Here is a 17,628-nt window from a genome sequence, read left to right as displayed (position 1 = left end):
CCGTGCGGCGAGAAGTTCTCAGACCGAGCATGGCAAGGCGGAGGAGGAGTCCATGGCGGAGCCATGGGCGACGACGACAACGCCGCCAGGCGACGTGTCTGAGGGCTTCGCAGCCTGCCGGATGGATCCGCAGGACACACCCTCAGGGGACGGAGCGGATCTTCCAGACCAGGACGCCGCCCAGCAGCGTGATGGCCGCGGTGAGCGCGTACAGGCCGGTGTAACCGCCCAGGCCCGCCACGATCGGTGCCGCCAGCGCCGGGCCCAGCACCTGCGGGGCCGAGTTGGCGATGTTGATGACGCCGAGGTCCTTGGCGCGGTCGGCGGCGGCGGGCAGCACCTGGGTGATGAGCGCCTGGTCCACCGACAGGTAGACGCCGAACCCGGCTCCCATCACCCCGGCCGCGATCATGGACATCGGCCAGGTGTGCCAGAAGGTCAGCAGCAGCGCGGCGAACGCGATCACCGCCGCCGAGGCCGTGACCAGTGACTTGCGGCGGCCGATCCGGTCGGAGACCACTCCGGACACCACGGCGGTGGCCATCACCCCGGCGGTGTAGATGAGGGTGAGGATCAAGACGCCCTCGTCGGAGCTGTGGCCGGGGAACAGCCGCTCGTAGCCGACGGCGTCCTGCAGGAAGAACAGCAGGTACAAGGTTCCGGTCGAGTTGCCGAGCATCACCAGGAACCGGGTTATCCAGGCCCAGGCGAAATCCGGGTGCTCGCGCGGGCTCACCCAGAACCCGGCCAGGATCCGCCGCCACGACACCGTCGGCCGATGGGCGCGCGACAGCGGCGGGTCGGCGGTGGTCAGGACGAACGGCAACGCCAGCGCCACCGCGGCCAGCGCGATCGCCAGGTATCCGGCCTCGGCGCCGGTGACAAGCATCGTCACCACGATCGCGCCCAGCACCAGGCCCAGGGCCTGCGGGAACCCGATCCAGCCGGAGACCACGGCGCGCTGCCGCACCGGCACGTGGTCGGGCACGGCGGCGTTGATGCTGGCGTACGCGGCGTTGAGCGCCGCCTGTGCCGCGCACCATCCGATCAGGACACCCAGTACCGAGGTCTGGTACCCCAGCGCGATCAGGGCCGCCGCGCCGAGCACCACGCCGCCCAGCGTCCAGGGGTGACGGCGGCCGAACCGGGAGGTGGTGCGGTCGGACAGCGCCCCGGCCAACGGGTTGGCGATCACCGCGACCAGGGCTCCGGCGCCGGTGACCAGACCGAAGGTCTCCACTTTCGAGCCGGGATCGATGGCGGCCAGCTGGATCGGCAGCAGGATCTGGATCGGCGTGAAGAACGCCATGTAGATGCCGAGCACCCCGGCGGTGATGCCGCCGATCCACCCGGGGCCGACCTTGTCGCGCGGTTCGGTCAGTGCCGACGGTGGCCCCGCGGTGCCGGTGGTCATGCGCGTTGCTCCGCGAGCATCCCGGCGAACCAGGCGAAGGAGTCCTTGGGGGTGCGCTTCTGGGTGTCATGGTCCACATGCACCAGACCGAAGCGCTGGTGGTAGCCCTCGGCCCATTCGAAGTTGTCGCACAGCGTCCAGGTCAGGTACCCGCGCACGTCGGCTCCCTGCTCGATGGCATCGTGCACGGCGCGGATGTGGGAGTCCAGGTAGGAGATACGTCGGTCGTCGTGGACGGCGCCGTCGTCGCCGGGACCGTCGGGAAAGGAGCAGCCGTTCTCGGTGACCCACAGCGGCGGCAGCGCGTCGCCGTAGCGTTCGGTCAACTCCACCAGGATCCGGCGCATCCCGTCGGGGACGACCGGCCAGTCGAATGCGGTCTTGTCGGCGTCGGGGTACTCGGTCATCGTGAAGGGCAGCGGCCCGTCGACGGCGGCGGCGAGTTTGGTGGGGGCGTAGTAGTTGACGCCCAGACCGTCCAATGGGGTGGCGATGACGTCGAGGTCATCATCGTGGACGAACGGCAGCTCGTCGGCGCCGAAGGCCGACAGGTCCGGGTAGCGGCCCAGCACCACCGGATCGGTGAACAGGCCGCGGTGCAGGGCGTCGTAGGCGGCAGCGGCGGCCGCGTCGGCCTCGGAGGCGGTGGCGGGTTCGACGGGGGTGTAGCTGTTGGTCAGCAGCACCCGCTTCGCTCCGGCGGCGCGCAACCTCGCTGTGGCCAGGCCGTGCCCGAGCAGTTGGTGGTGCGCCACCGGCAGGCTCTCCAGCAGCATCATGTGACCGGGGGCGTGCTGGCCCAGCGCGTAGCCGAGCGCCATGTGCTCGAAGGGTTCATTGAGGGTGATCCAGTCGTTCACCCGGTCGCCGAGCCGCTGGGCGACTGTTGAGGCGTAGTCGGCGAAGTGGGCGGCGGTGTCGCGGTTCAGCCAACCACCGGCGTCCTCAAGGGATTGTGGGAGGTCCCAGTGGAACAGGGTGGGCATCGGGGTGAGGTTCGCGGCCAGAAGCGCGTCGACGAGGCGGTCGTAGAAGTCGAGCCCGGCGGTGTTGACCTTGCCGTGGCCGTCGGGGAACACCCGGGGCCAGGCGATCGAGAACCGGTAGACGTCGATGCCCAGGCGCCGCATCAGGTCGATGTCCTCGCCGAAGCGACGGTAGTGGTCGCAGGCGGTCGCGGCGGTGTGGCCGTCGCGGATCTTGCCGGGAGTGGCGGTGAAGGTGTCCCAGACCGAGCGGCCCCGGCCGTCGGCGTCGAGCGCCCCCTCGATCTGGAACGCCGAGGTGGCCACTCCCCAGTGGAAGCCGTCGGGGAATCGGGGCATGGCTGTCATGGACACCTCCATAAAACATGAATTTGTCTCGCGAACCTACCAGTCAAAGACCATTCGGTCGAGTTATCCGGCATCGCCCTCGTCGACAGCGCCGAAGCCGTTAAGGTGCCAGACTGTTCGGTGGGGACAAAGAGCCCGAAAGGGGAGGCGTGGTGATCGAAGGTGCGATACGACTTAACCGCTTCGGATTGGAACAGGGGAAACTGTGGCCCGCGCTGTTGATGGCGGTGGCGGTCTTCGCTCCGGTGGTCACCTGGATCACGGCCAACCACCTGGTGCCCGGCCAGGAGGAACTGGCCCCCGACTACGAGATCGAACTGTCGGCGACGCCGCCGCCCATGGCGCCCCCCGACACCGGCTCGGTCGCGTTCAAGATCCCCAACGAGGGCTGGAGCATCGAGACCTCGGAGTCGAGCACCAAGAGCGTGACCCTGGTGCACTCGCCGTTGGTGCTGACAGTGGACGCCGTGGCCGGGGTCGAGGACCTCACGGTCCTGTTCAACCGCAAGAAACGCGACCTCGCCGACGCCAAACCCTCCTACCTGGTCACCGACTCCAAGCCCTACCGGCCCACCGACGACCTCAAGGGACTGCGCGGCGACCTGACCGGCGAACGCTACGGCGGTGCGCTCATCGTGGTGGGCAAGGGATCGGTGGCCGCCGTCGTCGAGGTCACCGCGCCACTGGGCAGACTCGACGGTGAGTTCGACGACGTCGACGACATGCTCGGTTCCCTGGAGGTGACGACATGATCACCGTGGAACGGGTCGTCGTCGAAGGACAGGGCACCTTCGTGAGGGTCCGCAAACCCGCCTACTGGCTGTACGTCGTGCTGGTGGGCTTCGGCCTGGTCAGCCTGGGCAGCATGATGTCCGACGCCGTGACCGCGCTGTCGTCGGCACTGTGGATCGCCGCCCTCCTCAACGGAGCCCTGGCCGCGGTGTTCGTGCTGATCCTGTCCCGAATGGACCTGTTCGAGCGCGAACCCGCGGCGGTGCGGGCGGCGGCGTTCATCTGGGGTGCGGTCGTGGCCACCTCGGTGGCCATCATCGCCAACAACAACCTGCTGGCCCTGATGACCAAACTGTTCGGCACCGGCTTCGCCGCCCGCTGGGGCGCCGCGCTGGCCGGACCCACCAATGAGGAATGGCTCAAGACGCTGGGCGTCATCATCCTGGTGCTCATCGTCAAGGAGCACTTCAACCGCTCCATCGACGGATTGACCTACGGCGCGATGTGCGGCCTGGGCTTCCAGGTCACCGAGAACATGGTCTACGCCATCAACAACGCCTACTCCAACCCCAACAGCGACGTGGCCGGAGCGGTGTCGGTGACCGTGATCCGGATCCTGGTCGCCGGTCCCTGGAGCCACCCGATCTACAGTGGAGTCGCGGGTCTGGGCATCGCCTACGCCGTCACCACCAAGGGTATGCGCTCCCCGCTGCGCCGCTACGGCATCGCCGTCGGCCTGTTCATCGCCGCCTGGCTGATGCACGCACTGTGGAACTCGCCGCTGCCCGACGGCATGCCCAACGGCGTCGGCGCGCTGGCCGTGTACGGCAAGGGCGCGCTGATCCTCATCTTCTTCTTCGTCCTGTACCGCTACGCCGCCCGCTACGAATGGCACTGGTTCGAACGGATCATGACCGGCCAGTCCGCCGAGGTGATCACCGAGACCGAGATGGCCTCGATGCGCACCCTGCGCACCCGACGCAAGGCCCGCAAACAGGCCGACTTCGAATACGGCCCCAAGGGACGCAAACTGGTGGCCCGGATGCAACGCGCCCACCTCATGCTCGGCGAGGCACTCGCCCGGGCCAAACGCGCCGAGGTCGACCCCAACAACGCCCTCGACGTCGTGGTCGCCCGCCAGAACGTCCTGGCCGTCCGCGCCGAACTGGACGCCGCCCGACGGCTGGGCCGCAAGCCCCGCAAACGCAAACGCGACCCCGCCCGGACCTGAGCCGCCCCCGCTGTCGCACAATGCCCGTATGGACGACGCGGTACTGCCCGACTTCGCCGAAAAGGTCCTGGAGGCGGCCGAGTCGATCCCGCCGGGCAAGGTCATGACCTACGGCGACATCGCCGAATGGATCGGCGAGGGCGGGCCCCGCCAAGTCGGCCGGGTGATGTCCCACTACGGCGGCCCGGTGCCCTGGTGGCGGGTGGTGCGCTCCGACGGCGTGATCCTGCCCGGACACGAGGCCCGCGCCCTGGCGGCCTATCGCGACGAGGGCACCCCACTGCGCCGCGGCGGCAGCGCCACCCGCATCGACATGGCCCGCGCCCGCTGGAACGGCCAGTAGCGAGACGTTCCGCCACCTGCTCAACGGGCGCATCGGTGGCGGCGGTGCCGAGGATCCGGTGATGCCAACGGTTTCGCCGGTAGCCCCCAGATGTGGAGGACCCCGGCCGACTGAGCCGACCGGGGTCCTTCCCCTCCTCTAAGCCTTAAACGGGCTGCGCCTGGCTGTGCTCAAACGGGCTGCGCCCGGAAGAGATCGATGTTCCCCGAGATCGTGTTGACGTGCAGTTCCAGGTTGGCCGCCGCGGCGGCGGGCATGTCGCCCACGGCGAGGTCGCTGGAGGTGTTGCCCGAGACCGAGGTGACGTCCATCCACACTCCGGTACCCGGTGCGATGCCGATCGAAACCGCCCCCGACACCGACTTGACGCGGCAGTGGCCCGTGCTGATGGAGTTGACGTTGATGTCGCCCGAGACGCTGTTGCCCTGGAGCGAGCCGCCGGCGTAGCCGATGCGCACGTCGCCCGAGACCGACTTGGCGTTGACGTCGCCCCCGACGTGGTCCAGTTGCAGGTCACCGGAGACCGTGTTGCCCCGCGCGGCACCGACGCACTCGATGACGTGCGCGTCGCCCGAGGCGGTGTTGACCGAGGCCTCGGTGGCCTTCTCCACGGTGATCGAGCCCGAGGCCGTCGTGGCCGAGACGACCTCCAGCTGTCCCTGGTAGTTGATCGAGGCCGAGGCCGACTTGGTGGTGACGTTGGAACCCACCGGCACCTTGACGACCACGTCGATGGCGGCGTTGCCGCCCAGCAGCCAGCTGGTCATGTCGGGAGCCCGCACGGTCAGCTTGTTGTCGCGGAAGTCCACCGAGGTCTTCTCGGCGGCCTCTTTGGACTTGCTGTTGTTCTTGTGCGGCGTCACGGTGACCACGGCGTTGGCGCGGTCCTCGGCGACCACTTCGCAGCTTCCGGACGCCAGTGTGATGTTGACGGAAATCGGTCCGTCGCAAGCGAATTCAGGCATGACGATGTACTCTCTCGTGTCTTTGGAGTGTGTGGAGCTCAGGCTTGGGCGTACCCGGTGACGCGCCTGCCGAAGCGGGCTCGTCCGGCGGGTGCGCTCGACGACGGTGGTGGCGGCGCGCCGTGAACGGCGGCGTTGATGGCCCGAACCAGCCAGGCGTTGACCGAGATGGACTCCGCCGAGGCGGAGTTCTCGACCGAGACCTTCAGGGCTTCGGGCAGTCGCAGCGTTATCCGTGCGACGTCACCGGAATCGGCCGACGGTGCCGGCGGCGGCTCCGGTGGGGCCTGCGGCGTCTCGCTGACGACCAGATCTGCCTGCCTGGCCCGCATCCGCACCTCGACGGTGGCGGGATTACCGGTGCGGTTGAGCTCTCCGGTGATCTCCGCGGCGGCGTCGGACAGCGCTTCGAGGAGCGCGAGTCGCAGTGACGACTCCAGCGAACCGGCGAGCAGTTCGGCGGTCTGCACCGCGGCGTCACCTGCGGGTGCGGCGGCGGCTGCCAGATCCCGCCGCAGCGATTCAAGATAAGGACTCAGATCCATGACGCCATTATGACACTAAATATGGCGTCGCGCAAGTCGGCGCGCTGTCATCACGATGTCGCCTCGACGGACGCCAGTGCGTCACCGGCCGCCGAGTAGGCTCTCCGCGTCACAGCACGCCGCTACAGAAGCCTAGGGGAGTACTCGCATGCCGGGAATCGTGTCGCCGCAGGTCACCATCATCGCCTGGACCCATTTCGAGGCACCCGAGGACGTGCCCTGGTCGACCGACGCCGACGGCGGTCAGGCCCTGGCCGAGTTCGCCGGGCGGGCGTGCTACCAGTCCTGGAACAAGCCCAACCCCAAGACCGCCACCAACGCCGGTTATCTCGACCACATCCTCCAGGTCGGGCACCTGTCGGTCCTGGAGCACGGCAGCGTCTCGTTCTACCTGACCGGGATCTCGCGATCCCTGACCCACGAACTGATCCGGCACCGCCACTTCTCCTACAGCCAGCTGTCGCAGCGCTACGTGCCCGAGCGCGACGCCCAGATGGTCGAGCCGGACGTCATCGCCGCCGACCCCGACCTGCACGAGAAGTTCCTGGCCGCCGCCGACGCCTCGCAGCGCGCCTACACCGAGCTGCTGGAGGGCCTGGAGAAGAAGTTCGCCGAGGAGCCCAACGCCACCCTGCGCCGCAAGCAGGCCCGGCAGGCCGCCCGCGCCGTGCTGCCCAACGCCACCGAGACCCGCATCGTCGTGACCGGCAACTACCGGGCGTGGCGCCACTTCATCGCGATGCGCGCCTCCGAGCACGCCGACGTCGAGATCCGCGCCCTGGCCGTCACCTGCCTGAAGCGGCTCAAGGAGAAGGTCCCCAACGTGGTCGCCGACTTCAGCATCAGTTCCCTGTCCGACGGCACCGAAGTGGCCTCCAGCCCCTACGTCCACGAGGGGTGAAGGCAACAGTCTTCGGCCGGGTGAGCGGTGTCTCGTCACGGCGGACGGTAGGTTGACCTGTATGACGCGTCAAGATGCCAACCGCCCCTTCGGTCGCCTGCTTACGGCGATGATCACCCCGTTCCACGCCGACGGTTCCCTGGACGTCGACGGCGCCAAGCGCCTGGCGACGTATCTGGTGGACGAACAGCGTTGTGACGGGCTGGTCGTCAACGGCACCACCGGTGAATCGCCGACCACCACCGACGAGGAGAAGGCCGCCGTGGTCAAGGCGGTCGTCGAGGCCGTCGGTGACCGCGCCTCGGTCGTGGCCGGAGCCGGAACCTACGACACCGCCCACAGTGTCAAGCTGATCAAGCGGATGGAGGACGCCGGAGCCCACGGGCTGCTGCTGGTCACGCCGTACTACAGCCGTCCGTTGCAGGACATGCTGTACCGGCACTTCACCACGCTGGCCGACGCGGCCTCCACGCCGATCATGCTGTACGACATCCCGCCGCGCAGTGCCCGCGAACTGGAGCGCGACACGATCGTGAAGCTGGCCGCCCACCCGCGCGTCGTCGCGGTCAAGGACGCCACCCAGCGGTTGTACGACGCGCAGCGCAAGCGGGTCGAGTCCGGGCTGCCGTACTACAACGGCGTCGACGACATCAACCTGGCCGCCTACGCGTCCGGCCAGGTCGGTGCGGTCAGCGTCATCGCGCACCTGGTCGGCAAGCAGCTGACGGAGATGTTCGACGCCCACGACTCCGGCGACGTCGCCCGGGCCCGGCAGATCAGTGACGACCTGCTGCCCGCGGTGTGGGCGCTGCAGGACAGCACCCAGGGTCTGTGTGCCGTCAAGTCCGCGCTGGCCGCCCGCGGCCTGCCCGCCGGTCCGCCGCGGGCCCCGCTGTACGCCGCCGAGCCGGAGACCAGCGCACTCATCGAATCCCTGCTGAAGGAAGCCAAGATTTCATGAACAAAGCACCATCCGAACTGGGCGCCCCTCCGCCGTTGGCCGCCGGGGCCTTGCGGGTGACACCCTTGGGTGGGCTTGGCGCCATCGGGCGCAACATGACGGCCTTCGAGTTCGACGGACGCATCCTCATCGTCGACTGTGGTGTGTTGTTCCCGGACATGGACCAGCCCGGGGTCGACCTGATCCTGCCCGACTTCACCAGCCTGCTGGACCGGCTGGACGACATCGAGGCGATCGTCCTCACCCACGGACACGAAGACCACATTGGAGCGGTTCCGTACCTGCTGGCCCACAAGCCGGACATTCCGCTGGTGGGTTCCCAGTTCACGCTGGCCCTCATCGAGGCGAAACTGCGGGAACGCAAGATCAAGCCCTACACCCTGTCCGTCGAGGAGGGTGGCAGCGAACAGCTGGGGCCGTTCGGCTGCGAGTTCTTCGCCGTCAACCACTCCATCCCCGACGCGCTGGCGGTGGCCATCCGCACCGAGGCGGGGCTGGTCCTGCACACCGGCGACTTCAAGATGGACCAGCTGCCGCTGGACGGCCGGGTCACCGACCTGGCCGGGTTCGCCAGCCTCGGCGAACAGGGCGTCGACCTGCTGCTGTCGGACTCCACCAACGCCGAGATCCCCGGCTTCGTCACCTCCGAGCGGGAGATCCGCCCGGTGCTGGACGACATCTTCCGCAACGCCGCCGGGCGCATCATCGTGGCGTCGTTCGCCTCGCACGTGCACCGGGTGCAGCAGGTCTTCGACTCGGCGGTCGAGCACGGCCGCAAGGTCGCCTTCATCGGACGCTCCATGGTGCGCAACATGGGCATCGCCCGCGACCTGGGGCTGCTGCGCATCCCCGGCGGCACCCTGGTGTCCATGGACGAGGCCACCCGGCTGCCCGACGACGAGATCGTCTACATGTCCACCGGTTCGCAGGGTGAACCGATGAGCGCCCTGGGCCGGATGGCCTCCGGCGACCACCGGCACATCACCGTCGAGTCCGGGGACACCGTCGTGCTGGCGTCGTCGCTGGTGCCCGGCAACGAGACCGCCGTGTACGGCGTCATCAACCGGCTGTCGCGCTCGGGCGCCACCGTCATCCACAAGGACGTCGCCAAGGTCCACGTGTCCGGGCACTCCCCGGCCGGGGAACTGCTGTACGTCCTCAACGTGGTCAAGCCCTCGAACTTCATGCCCGTCCACGGCGAATGGCGGCACCTGCGCGCCCACGCGCGGCTGGGAATCCAGTCCGGGGTGCCCTCCGACCAGGTGGTGCTGGCCGAGAACGGCGACGTCGTGGACCTGGTGAACGGCATCGCCCGGGTGGTCGGCCACATCGAGAACAACAACATCTATGTGGACGGACTGGCCGTCGGCGACGTCGGCGAACCGGTCCTGACCGAACGCCGCATCCTCGGCGACGGCGGATTCGTGTCCTGCACGGTCGTCGTCGACTCCGTCACCGGCAAGGTCGTCGGCGGGCCCACCGTGTCGGCCAAGGGCTTCAGCGAGGACCAGACCGCGTTCAACGCGGTGCTGCCGCTGATCACCGAGGCGCTCGACAAGGCCGCCGCCGACGGCGTCTCCGACCCGCACCAGTTGCAGCAGCTGGTGCGCCGCACCGTCGGCAAATGGGTCAACGACACCTACCGCAGGCGCCCGATGATCGTGCCGCACGTACTGGAGGTCTTAGGTCCCCGCGGGGGATGAGGCAGGATGGTCCGGTGAACCTGCCCCTGCCCCGTTGGTACCGCGAGAAGGTCGAACCCGTCCCCGACACCGAGGACCAGAAGGTGTCGACCCTGGAACTGTTCTTCGACCTGGTATTCGTCTTCACCGTCACCCAGCTGACCCACGTCGTCGCCCACGACTTCACCTCCGGTGTGATCCAGACACTGCTGATGTTCGCCGTGATCTGGTACATGTACTCCGCCTACGCGTGGATGACCAACGCGGTGCCGCCGCAGCGCCCGGCACGCCGGGTGCTGCTGCTGGTCGCCATGGCCGGATGGTTCGTGATCGCGCTGGCGGTCCCGGACGCCTTCCACGGCACCGGCGTGTGGCTGGGTGCCGGGATGGTCGTCGTGGTCGTGCTGCACGGCCTGATGTACCTACAGTCGACGAACCGGATCCTGGTGTTCCTGAGCGTCAACCTCACCGGCGCGATCCTCATCGTCATCGCCGGGTTCCAGCATGGACTGCCGCAGTACCTGCTGTGGACGGCCGCGCTGGTCGTCATGTGGCTGGGCCCGGCCCTGACCGGGCAGGAGGGCTTCCCGCTGCATCCGGGTCACATCACCGAACGGCACGGACTGGTCGTCATCGTCGCGCTCGGCGAGTCGATCATCGTCGTCGGCAGTGGCGCCCTGAAGGTCGGGGAGAAGACCGGGGAACTGAACGGCCAGATCATCTCGGTGGCGATCCTGGGACTGGCCCTGACCGCCTGCCTGTGGTGGGCGTACTTCACCGCCGACGCGGTGCGCGCCGAACACGCCCTGGTATCCACCGGCGACCAGGTGCGCCGCACCCGGATGGTGCTGCTGGGCTTCTTCTTCAGCCACATCCCGATCCTGCTGGGCATCGTCGGCATGGCCGCCGGTCTCGGCGACGCCATCGGCAAGGCCACCAAACCGCTGGCGGGCGGGCCCGGGATCGCCCTGGGCGCCGGAGTCGCGCTGTTCCTGCTGGGCTCGGTGCTGTTCAGGATCTCGCTGCGGCTGCCGGCCGGGACCGTGCGCATCGTCGCGGTCGTCCTGAGTCTGGCGACCATCCCACTGGGACGGGTCGCGGCGGTGTGGCAACTCGTCGCGTTGTTCGGCATACTGCTGGCCGTAGTCATCACCGAAGAGGCTTCCCGCCGTCGAGACCAACTCGTTACCTCCGAGTAACCGATAAGTTGTCGCAGGCTGTTTGTCTCATCGGGTAGCTCTCATCACCGGTGCCCTTCAGGAGAACCACATATGTCCAAGCGGACGAAGCGCGTGCTCGTCGGTGCGACCGCTGCGAGCCTGGTGCTCGGGATCGGCCTCGTGGCCGGACCGAACGCCTTCGCCGCCGGCGACGACACCACCGACATCCAGTTGCTGGCCATCAACGACTTCCACGGCGCTCTCGAACCGCCGACCGGCTCGTCGGGGAAACTGACCGAACTGGACGAAGAGGGCAACGAGCACACCGTCGAGGCCGGAGGCGCCGCCTACCTGGCCACCCACCTGAAGCAGGCCCGCAAGGGACACGACAACTCCACCACCGTCGCCGCCGGTGACCTGATCGGCGCCAGCCCCTTCACCTCGGCGGCCTTCCACGACGAACCCACCATCGAGTCGATGAACAAGCTGGGCCTGGACGTGTCCTCGGTCGGCAACCACGAGTTCGACGAGGGCCTGGCCGAACTCAACCGGATGCGCGAGGGTGGCTGCCACCCCGACGACGGCTGCACCGACGAGGACAAGCCCTTCAAAGGCGCCGACTTCAAGTACCTGGGCGCCAACGTCGTCGACAAGGAAAGCCAGGAACCCGAACTGCCCCCGGTGTGGGTCAAGGAGTACGACGACGGCGCCAAGGTCGGCTTCATCGGCATGACCCTCGAGGGCACCGGCGACATCATCACCAAGGACGGCAACGAGACCATCGAGTTCAAGGACGAGGTCAAGACCGCCAACTTCTACGCCAAGATCCTCGAGTACATGGGCGTCAACGCGATCGTGACGCTGCTGCACGAGGGCGGCATGCCCGAGTCCGGCGCCTACAACTACGACTGCAACTCGCCCGGCCCCGGCGACGGCATCTCCGGACCCGTCGTCGACATCGCCAAGGGCCTGTCGCCCAAGATCGACGCCGTCGTCACCGGCCACACCCACCAGGCCTACGACTGCAACATCAAGGACCCGAAGGGCAACGACCGCCTGGTCACCTCCGGCTCGTCCAACGGCCGTCTCTTCACCGAGATCAACATGAAGTACGACTTCGAGTCCGACGACCTGGAGCGCACCTCCATCGAGGCCACCAACCGCGCCGTGACCCGCGACGTCAAGAAGGACAAGAAGCAGACCAAGCTCATCGACAAGTACAAGAAGCTGGCCGAACCCATCGCCAACAAGAAGGTCGGCTACATCTCCGAGGACATCACCCGGGGCGACTCCGAGGCCCGCGAATCGGCGCTGGGAGACCTGATCGCCGACGCGCAGCTGGAAGCCACCTCCGGTGACAACGGCACGTCGCAGATAGCGTTCATGAACCCCGGCGGCATCCGCACCGACCTGGTACACAAACAGTCCGGGTCCGAAGGCGACGGTGTCGTCACCCACGGCGAGGCGTTCTCGGTGCAGCCCTTCGCCAACTACCTGACCGCGATGGACCTCACCGGCGAACAGATCATCACGCTGCTGCAACAGCAGTACAGTGGGGCCAACGAGGGTGAGCCGCAGGTGCTGCAGGTGTCCAAGGGCTTCACCTACACCGTGAAGGAGTCCAACTCGGGCGCCGACAGGGTGGTCGTCGACAGCGTCAAGCTCAACGACGAGAAGCTCGACCCGTCCAAGACCTACCGGGTCACCGTCAACAGCTTCCTGGCCGGAGGCGGCGACGGTTTCAAGGTACTCACCGAGGGCAAGAACGTCGAGGTTGGACAGGACGACCTCGCCGCACTGGAGAAGTGGTTCGCCGACAACACGTCGGAATCCAAGCCCGCCGACGCGCCGGCGGCCGACCGGATCACCTTCGAATAGACCTTTTTCTGCCCCCAGACCGGGCCCTGGCCGCAAGGCCGGGGCCCGGTTCTTCATGGCCTTCGCTCGCTTGTCGGTAGGCTGTCGGGGTGACCGGCCGAAGCTCGGCGGCCAAGAGGACCGCCCGCAAACGTGCCACGCCGTCGCGAAAGAAGAGCTCCACATCGCGCACGGGCGGCACGACACGTAAGCGTGCCACCAAGAAGACCGCCGCGCGGCGATCGTCCAAACGCAGCACCAGCCGCATACCCGGGCCGTTCGAGGCCCTGGTCATGGGCCTGCGTGGACTGTGGCTGGGCATGGGCCGCGCCGTGGGCTGGGTGGCGCGCAGCATCGGCCGTGAGGCCGCCACCGCCCGTGACATCGACGCCGCCCACCGTCGCGACGGACTGGGCTTCACGTTCCTGTGCCTGGCGATCCTGCTGGCGGTGGCGCTGTGGTTCGGTTCCGGCGGACCCGTCGGCTACTACTCGTCCTTCGGACTCACCTGGACGATCGGCTCGGCGGCGTTGGCGCTGCCGGTGATCCTGTGCCTCGGCGGAGTCCACATGATGCGTCAGGAGGCCGCTGAGGAGGCGCACGGGCGTGCCGTGGTCGGCTGGACCGCGCTGTTCCTGGGAGCCGTGGGCGTCCTGCACATCGCGAACGGCATGCCGACCAAGACCCCCGAGCTGCGAGACGCCGGTGGCCAACTGGGACGGCTGATCGGCGGACTGCTGGAGGCCGCGGTCTCCGGCTGGGTCGCGGTGCCGATCCTGGGACTGGTCATCGTCTTCGGGATCCTGGTGGTCACCGCCACCCCCGTCAATCAGGTGCCCGACCGGATCGGGTCACTGTGGAAACTCGCCACCGGCAAGGCCGAGCCCGCGCCCGAACCGGTGCGCAAACGCCGCCCCGTCAAACCCCGGCCACCGGTCGACGAGGACGACGAGGAACCCGAGGACGACTCGGGCCTGGACATCCTGGACGACGAGGAGACCGCCGCGGCGCCGCTGCCCCGGCTGGCGCCCGACCAGGTGCCGCAGGTGCGTCGCGACCCGCCCAAGCACTCGGCGCCGCCCAAGGGCCGGGTCACGCAGCCGCCGCTGCCCGAGGGCGACTACAAGCTGCCGCCGTTGACACTGCTGAAGTCCGGCAAGGCCGCCAAGGCCCGCAGCCGCGCCAACGACACCGTCATCGCCGCGCTGCACGAGGTGTTCGAGCAGTTCAAGGTGGACGCCGCCGTCACCGGATTCACCCGGGGCCCCACCGTCACCCGCTACGAGGTGGAACTGGGCCCGGCGGTCAAGGTCGAGCGGATCACCCAGCTGTCCAAGAACATCGCCTACGCCGTCAAGAGCCCCGACGTGCGCATCCTCAGCCCGATCCCGGGCAAGAGCGCCGTCGGCGTCGAGATCCCCAACACCGACCGCGAGGACGTGGCGCTGTCCGACGTGCTGCGCAGCGCCGAGGTCGAGGCCGACCGGCACCCGATGGTGATCGGCTTGGGCAAGGACATCGAGGGCGGTTTCGTCACCGCCAACCTCGCCAAGATGCCGCACCTGCTGATCGCCGGAGCCACCGGCAGCGGCAAGTCCTCCTGCATCAACACGCTGCTGGCGTCGATCCTGATGCGGTCCACACCGGACGAGGTGCGGCTGCTGCTCATCGACCCCAAGCGGGTCGAGCTGACGTCCTATGAGGGCATCCCGCACCTGGTCAACCCGATCGTGACCAACCCGAAGAAGGCCTCCGACGCCCTGCAGTGGGTCGTCAAGGAGATGGACATGCGCTACGAGGACCTGGCGGCCTCGGGCGTGCGTCACATCAACGACTTCAACCGCAAGGTCCGCGCCGGTGAGATCAAGCCGCTGCCCGGTTCCGAACGCGAGTACCGGCCGTACCCGTACCTGCTGGTGATCGTGGACGAGCTGGCCGACCTGATGATGGTCGCGCCCCGCGACGTCGAGGACGCGATCGTGCGGATCACGCAGCTGGCCCGCGCCGCCGGGATCCACCTGGTGCTGGCGACACAGCGGCCCTCGGTGGACGTCGTCACCGGCCTCATCAAGGCCAACGTGCCGTCCCGGCTGGCGTTCTCCACGTCCTCGCTTGCCGACTCCCGGGTCATCCTGGACCAGCCCGGCGCCGAGAAGCTCATCGGCCAGGGCGACGGCCTGTTCCTGCCCATGGGTGCCTCCAAACCGGCCCGGATCCAGGGCGCCTGGGTCAGCGACGGCGAGATCGAACGCATCGTCGACTTCGCGAAGAAGCAGAAGGAACCGGAGTTCGCCGAGGACGTCCTGACCGTCGCCGCCGGGCCCAAGAAGGAGATCGACGAGGACATCGGCGAGGACCTGGACGTGCTGTTGCAGGCGGTCGAACAGGTCGTCACCAGCCAGTTCGGGTCGACCTCGATGCTGCAACGCAAGCTGCGGGTCGGGTTCGCCAAGGCCGGTCGGCTGATGGACCTGATGGAGACCCGGGGCGTGGTCGGTCCGTCGGAGGGCACCAAGGCCCGCGAGGTGCTCGTCAAACCCGACGAACTCGAACAGGTGCTGGCCTCGATCCGGGGCGGGTGAGCCATGACCGACCTGAGCATCGAAGCCTGCGGTACCGACACCGCGCTGGCCGACTGGCGGCACGTCCACAACACCGTCATCCCGGCCCACATTCTGTCGGCGGACGAGGTGCGCGAGCGCGCCGGACGGCACCGGCTGGCGGTCGCCTACCGGGACGGGGATCTCGTCGGGTGCTCGACGGTGCGGCCGCCGACGGCCGAGGACCCCAACGCGGCCACCGTCATCGCCCGGGTGCTTCCCGAGCACCGGCGGCAGGGCCTCGGGTCCCAGATCTACGCGCACGCCCTGGCGACCGCGCGGCAGCTGGGCGCCGAGGTCATCGACACCGTCGTGCTCGCGTCCAACCAGGACGGTCTGGAGTTCGCGCTGGCGCACGGTTTCGCCGAGACCGAACGCTACGAACTGCCCGGCGAAACCGTGCCGTGGATCGACCTGCGGCTGGTCAGTCCTGGTCGATAACCGGCCGCAGCACTGAGTACGCCCACGCCTCCAGCGTTCCCGGGGTCGTGGTCACCACGTCCCGGGGCTGCTCGGGTTTCACGTCGGCCGAACCCGCCGACATCCCGGCGATCGCGTCCACGGCGCTCGGCGGCAGCCCCGCCTCGGTCAGCGCGTCGCGCACCTGGGCGTCGGTCACCGGCTGGAGCCGGATCTCGCGTCCCAGGGCCTCGGTCAGGATCGCCGCGACCTGACGGAAGCTGAGGTCGCGCGGGCCGTGCACCGCCTGCGTCAGGTGGCCGTGCCAGGCCGGGTTGAGCAGCCGAGCCGCGATGACCTCGCCGATGTCGCGCGGGTCGGCCCACGGCATCGGCCGGTCCGGTTCGAAGGCCGTGGACAGCACCCCGTCGCGCAGTCCGTCCACTTCGAACAGCAGGTTGGTGAAGAAGTACGCGCACCGCACGTGCAGCACGTCGATGTCGGTGGCGTCGAGCCGTTCCTCGATGCCACCCAGCGCGTCGATGTGGCCGACGCCGTGGCGTTTCTCGGCGCCGATGCTGGACAACAGCACCACCCGGTTGACGTCGCCCGCGCGGGCCGCCTCGATGAGCGGTTCGGCGGTGCGCAGCGAGGTGTCGATCGGGTCGGGTCCGAAGTGGGGCGTCGGGTCCACCCACAGCACGGTGTCGGCGCCGGTGATCGACTCGCGGACATAGGTCGCGTCGGTCAGGTCACCCGGTACCGCCTCGACCAGCGACAGGGTCTCGGCGTCGAGCCGCGACGGGTCGCGCAGCAGCAGCCGGGGCCGCACTCCGGCTTGGACCAGCAGCCTGACCACCCGCGAACCCACGTGTCCGGTGGGTGTGGTGACGACGATGCTCATGGAAACGACTCCCTTCGACGACGATTTCGCCCGTCACCGTATGCCCGGTAGTGGCCAGTTTCCGGCCACAATCCCGGTCGCGCCGTTGTCGGATCCGTCACCGCCGCCAGATCACAGCTCCTTGACGTATCGCCGCGTCGGGACCGCGACCGGACCGTCCGGCGTCCACGCGGGATTGTCGAAGTCGCCGTCGTCGACCCAGCCCTGCCGCTCGTAGAACCGCCGCGCCCGGGGGTTGTCGGCCACCACCGCCAGCCACGCCCGGCGATGTCCGTCTGAGCGCACCCGGTCCTCGGCGGCGGTGATGACGGCTGCCGCCACTCCGGCGCCGCGATGCTTCGCCGACACGTAGACCTGGTCGAGTTCGTCATCGTGGATCATGACGAACCCGGCCACTTCGCCGTGGACGGTCGCGACCACGGTGTCGGGCACCCGCTTTCGGGCCCGGGTGTCGAAGGACTCCGGGGTGCGAGCTTCGACCAGCTCGCGCGGCACGGTCTCCAGGTGCACCTCGTACCAGCCCTGCCGCCAGATCTCGGCAATCGCCTCCGCGTCGGCGAGGGTCGCGGGCCGGATGTTCAGTTCGTCGCTCACGAGACG

General features: G+C 68.5%; 16 protein-coding genes. 10 read left to right on the top strand and 6 right to left on the bottom strand.

What is annotated here, in order from left to right; all coding sequences use genetic code 11:
- Window positions 1-142: 142 nt before the first annotated feature.
- Together SNAS_RS21125 and SNAS_RS21120 are read right to left on the bottom strand one after the other, a co-directional pair.
- Window positions 143-1,414, bottom strand: a complete 1,272-nt coding sequence (locus SNAS_RS21125) for an MFS transporter (RefSeq protein ID WP_013019501.1) — start codon at window positions 1,412-1,414, stop codon at window positions 143-145.
- Window positions 1,411-2,748 (bottom strand): GH1 family beta-glucosidase, encoded by a 1,338-nt coding sequence (locus SNAS_RS21120; protein ID WP_013019500.1) that lies wholly within the window; start codon window positions 2,746-2,748, stop codon window positions 1,411-1,413. Before SNAS_RS21120 ends, SNAS_RS21125 begins: the two co-directional genes overlap by 4 nt.
- Window positions 2,749-2,936: 188 nt before the next feature.
- On the opposite strand from SNAS_RS21120, the gene SNAS_RS21115 reads away from it, so the two are divergent.
- Genes SNAS_RS21115 through SNAS_RS21105 form a run of 3 tightly spaced genes read left to right on the top strand, consistent with a single transcriptional unit; the run spans window position 2,937 to window position 5,054 of the window.
- Window positions 2,937-3,500 (top strand): hypothetical protein, encoded by a 564-nt coding sequence (locus SNAS_RS21115; protein WP_041625092.1) that lies wholly within the window; start codon window positions 2,937-2,939, stop codon window positions 3,498-3,500.
- Window positions 3,497-4,711, top strand: coding sequence for a PrsW family intramembrane metalloprotease (locus SNAS_RS21110; protein WP_013019498.1), 1,215 nt, complete (start codon window positions 3,497-3,499; stop codon window positions 4,709-4,711). Before SNAS_RS21115 ends, SNAS_RS21110 begins: the two co-directional genes overlap by 4 nt.
- Window positions 4,712-4,739: 28 nt before the next feature.
- Window positions 4,740-5,054, top strand: a complete 315-nt coding sequence (locus SNAS_RS21105) for an MGMT family protein (protein WP_013019497.1) — start codon at window positions 4,740-4,742, stop codon at window positions 5,052-5,054.
- A 170-nt stretch (window positions 5,055-5,224) separates the two neighbouring features.
- Here the strand turns inward: SNAS_RS21105 and SNAS_RS33075 are convergent, their stop codons facing one another.
- Both SNAS_RS33075 and SNAS_RS21090 read right to left on the bottom strand, forming a co-directional pair.
- The gene (locus SNAS_RS33075; RefSeq protein ID WP_013019496.1) at window positions 5,225-6,019 is read right to left on the bottom strand and encodes a DUF4097 family beta strand repeat-containing protein; all 795 of its coding nucleotides are present in this window, start codon (window positions 6,017-6,019) and stop codon (window positions 5,225-5,227) included.
- A gap of 38 nt (window positions 6,020-6,057) precedes the next feature.
- Complete coding sequence (locus SNAS_RS21090; RefSeq protein WP_013019495.1) at window positions 6,058-6,564, bottom strand: hypothetical protein; 507 nt, start codon at window positions 6,562-6,564, stop codon at window positions 6,058-6,060.
- A gap of 148 nt (window positions 6,565-6,712) precedes the next feature.
- On the opposite strand from SNAS_RS21090, the gene thyX reads away from it, so the two are divergent.
- The 7 genes from thyX (at window position 6,713) to SNAS_RS21055 (ending at window position 16,166) form a co-directional block, all read left to right on the top strand.
- The gene (gene thyX / locus SNAS_RS21085) at window positions 6,713-7,465 is read left to right on the top strand and encodes an FAD-dependent thymidylate synthase (RefSeq protein ID WP_013019494.1); all 753 of its coding nucleotides are present in this window, start codon (window positions 6,713-6,715) and stop codon (window positions 7,463-7,465) included.
- Window positions 7,466-7,526: 61 nt separating this feature from the next.
- Window positions 7,527-8,426, top strand: a complete 900-nt coding sequence (gene dapA, locus SNAS_RS21080; protein ID WP_013019493.1) for a 4-hydroxy-tetrahydrodipicolinate synthase — start codon at window positions 7,527-7,529, stop codon at window positions 8,424-8,426.
- The gene (locus SNAS_RS21075; RefSeq protein ID WP_013019492.1) at window positions 8,423-10,129 is read left to right on the top strand and encodes a ribonuclease J; all 1,707 of its coding nucleotides are present in this window, start codon (window positions 8,423-8,425) and stop codon (window positions 10,127-10,129) included. Before dapA ends, SNAS_RS21075 begins: the two co-directional genes overlap by 4 nt.
- Before the next feature lie 14 nt (window positions 10,130-10,143).
- Complete coding sequence (locus tag SNAS_RS21070) at window positions 10,144-11,307, top strand: low temperature requirement protein A (protein WP_013019491.1); 1,164 nt, start codon at window positions 10,144-10,146, stop codon at window positions 11,305-11,307.
- A gap of 72 nt (window positions 11,308-11,379) precedes the next feature.
- Window positions 11,380-13,146 carry a bifunctional metallophosphatase/5'-nucleotidase gene (locus SNAS_RS21065; RefSeq protein WP_013019490.1) on the top strand — a complete coding sequence of 589 codons (1,767 nt, stop codon included), beginning with the start codon at window positions 11,380-11,382 and terminating at the stop codon, window positions 13,144-13,146.
- A 272-nt stretch (window positions 13,147-13,418) separates the two neighbouring features.
- Window positions 13,419-15,707, top strand: a complete 2,289-nt coding sequence (locus tag SNAS_RS21060; protein WP_013019489.1) for an FtsK/SpoIIIE family DNA translocase — start codon at window positions 13,419-13,421, stop codon at window positions 15,705-15,707.
- Between the two features lie 3 nt (window positions 15,708-15,710).
- Window positions 15,711-16,166 carry a GNAT family N-acetyltransferase gene (locus SNAS_RS21055; RefSeq protein ID WP_013019488.1) on the top strand — a complete coding sequence of 152 codons (456 nt, stop codon included), beginning with the start codon at window positions 15,711-15,713 and terminating at the stop codon, window positions 16,164-16,166.
- Here the strand turns inward: SNAS_RS21055 and SNAS_RS21050 are convergent.
- Window positions 16,150-17,028: an NmrA family NAD(P)-binding protein gene (locus SNAS_RS21050; RefSeq protein WP_013019487.1), complete on the bottom strand. Its 879-nt coding sequence runs from the start codon at window positions 17,026-17,028 to the stop codon at window positions 16,150-16,152. The genes SNAS_RS21055 and SNAS_RS21050 overlap by 17 nt on opposite strands.
- A gap of 111 nt (window positions 17,029-17,139) precedes the next feature.
- Complete coding sequence (locus SNAS_RS21045; protein ID WP_013019486.1) at window positions 17,140-17,622, bottom strand: GNAT family N-acetyltransferase; 483 nt, start codon at window positions 17,620-17,622, stop codon at window positions 17,140-17,142.
- Window positions 17,623-17,628: the final 6 nt, after the last annotated feature.

This window comes from Stackebrandtia nassauensis DSM 44728 (assembly GCF_000024545.1).
GTDB lineage: Bacteria > Actinomycetota > Actinomycetes > Mycobacteriales > Micromonosporaceae > Stackebrandtia > Stackebrandtia nassauensis.
This window is presented reverse-complemented; position numbering and strand designations above follow the sequence as displayed.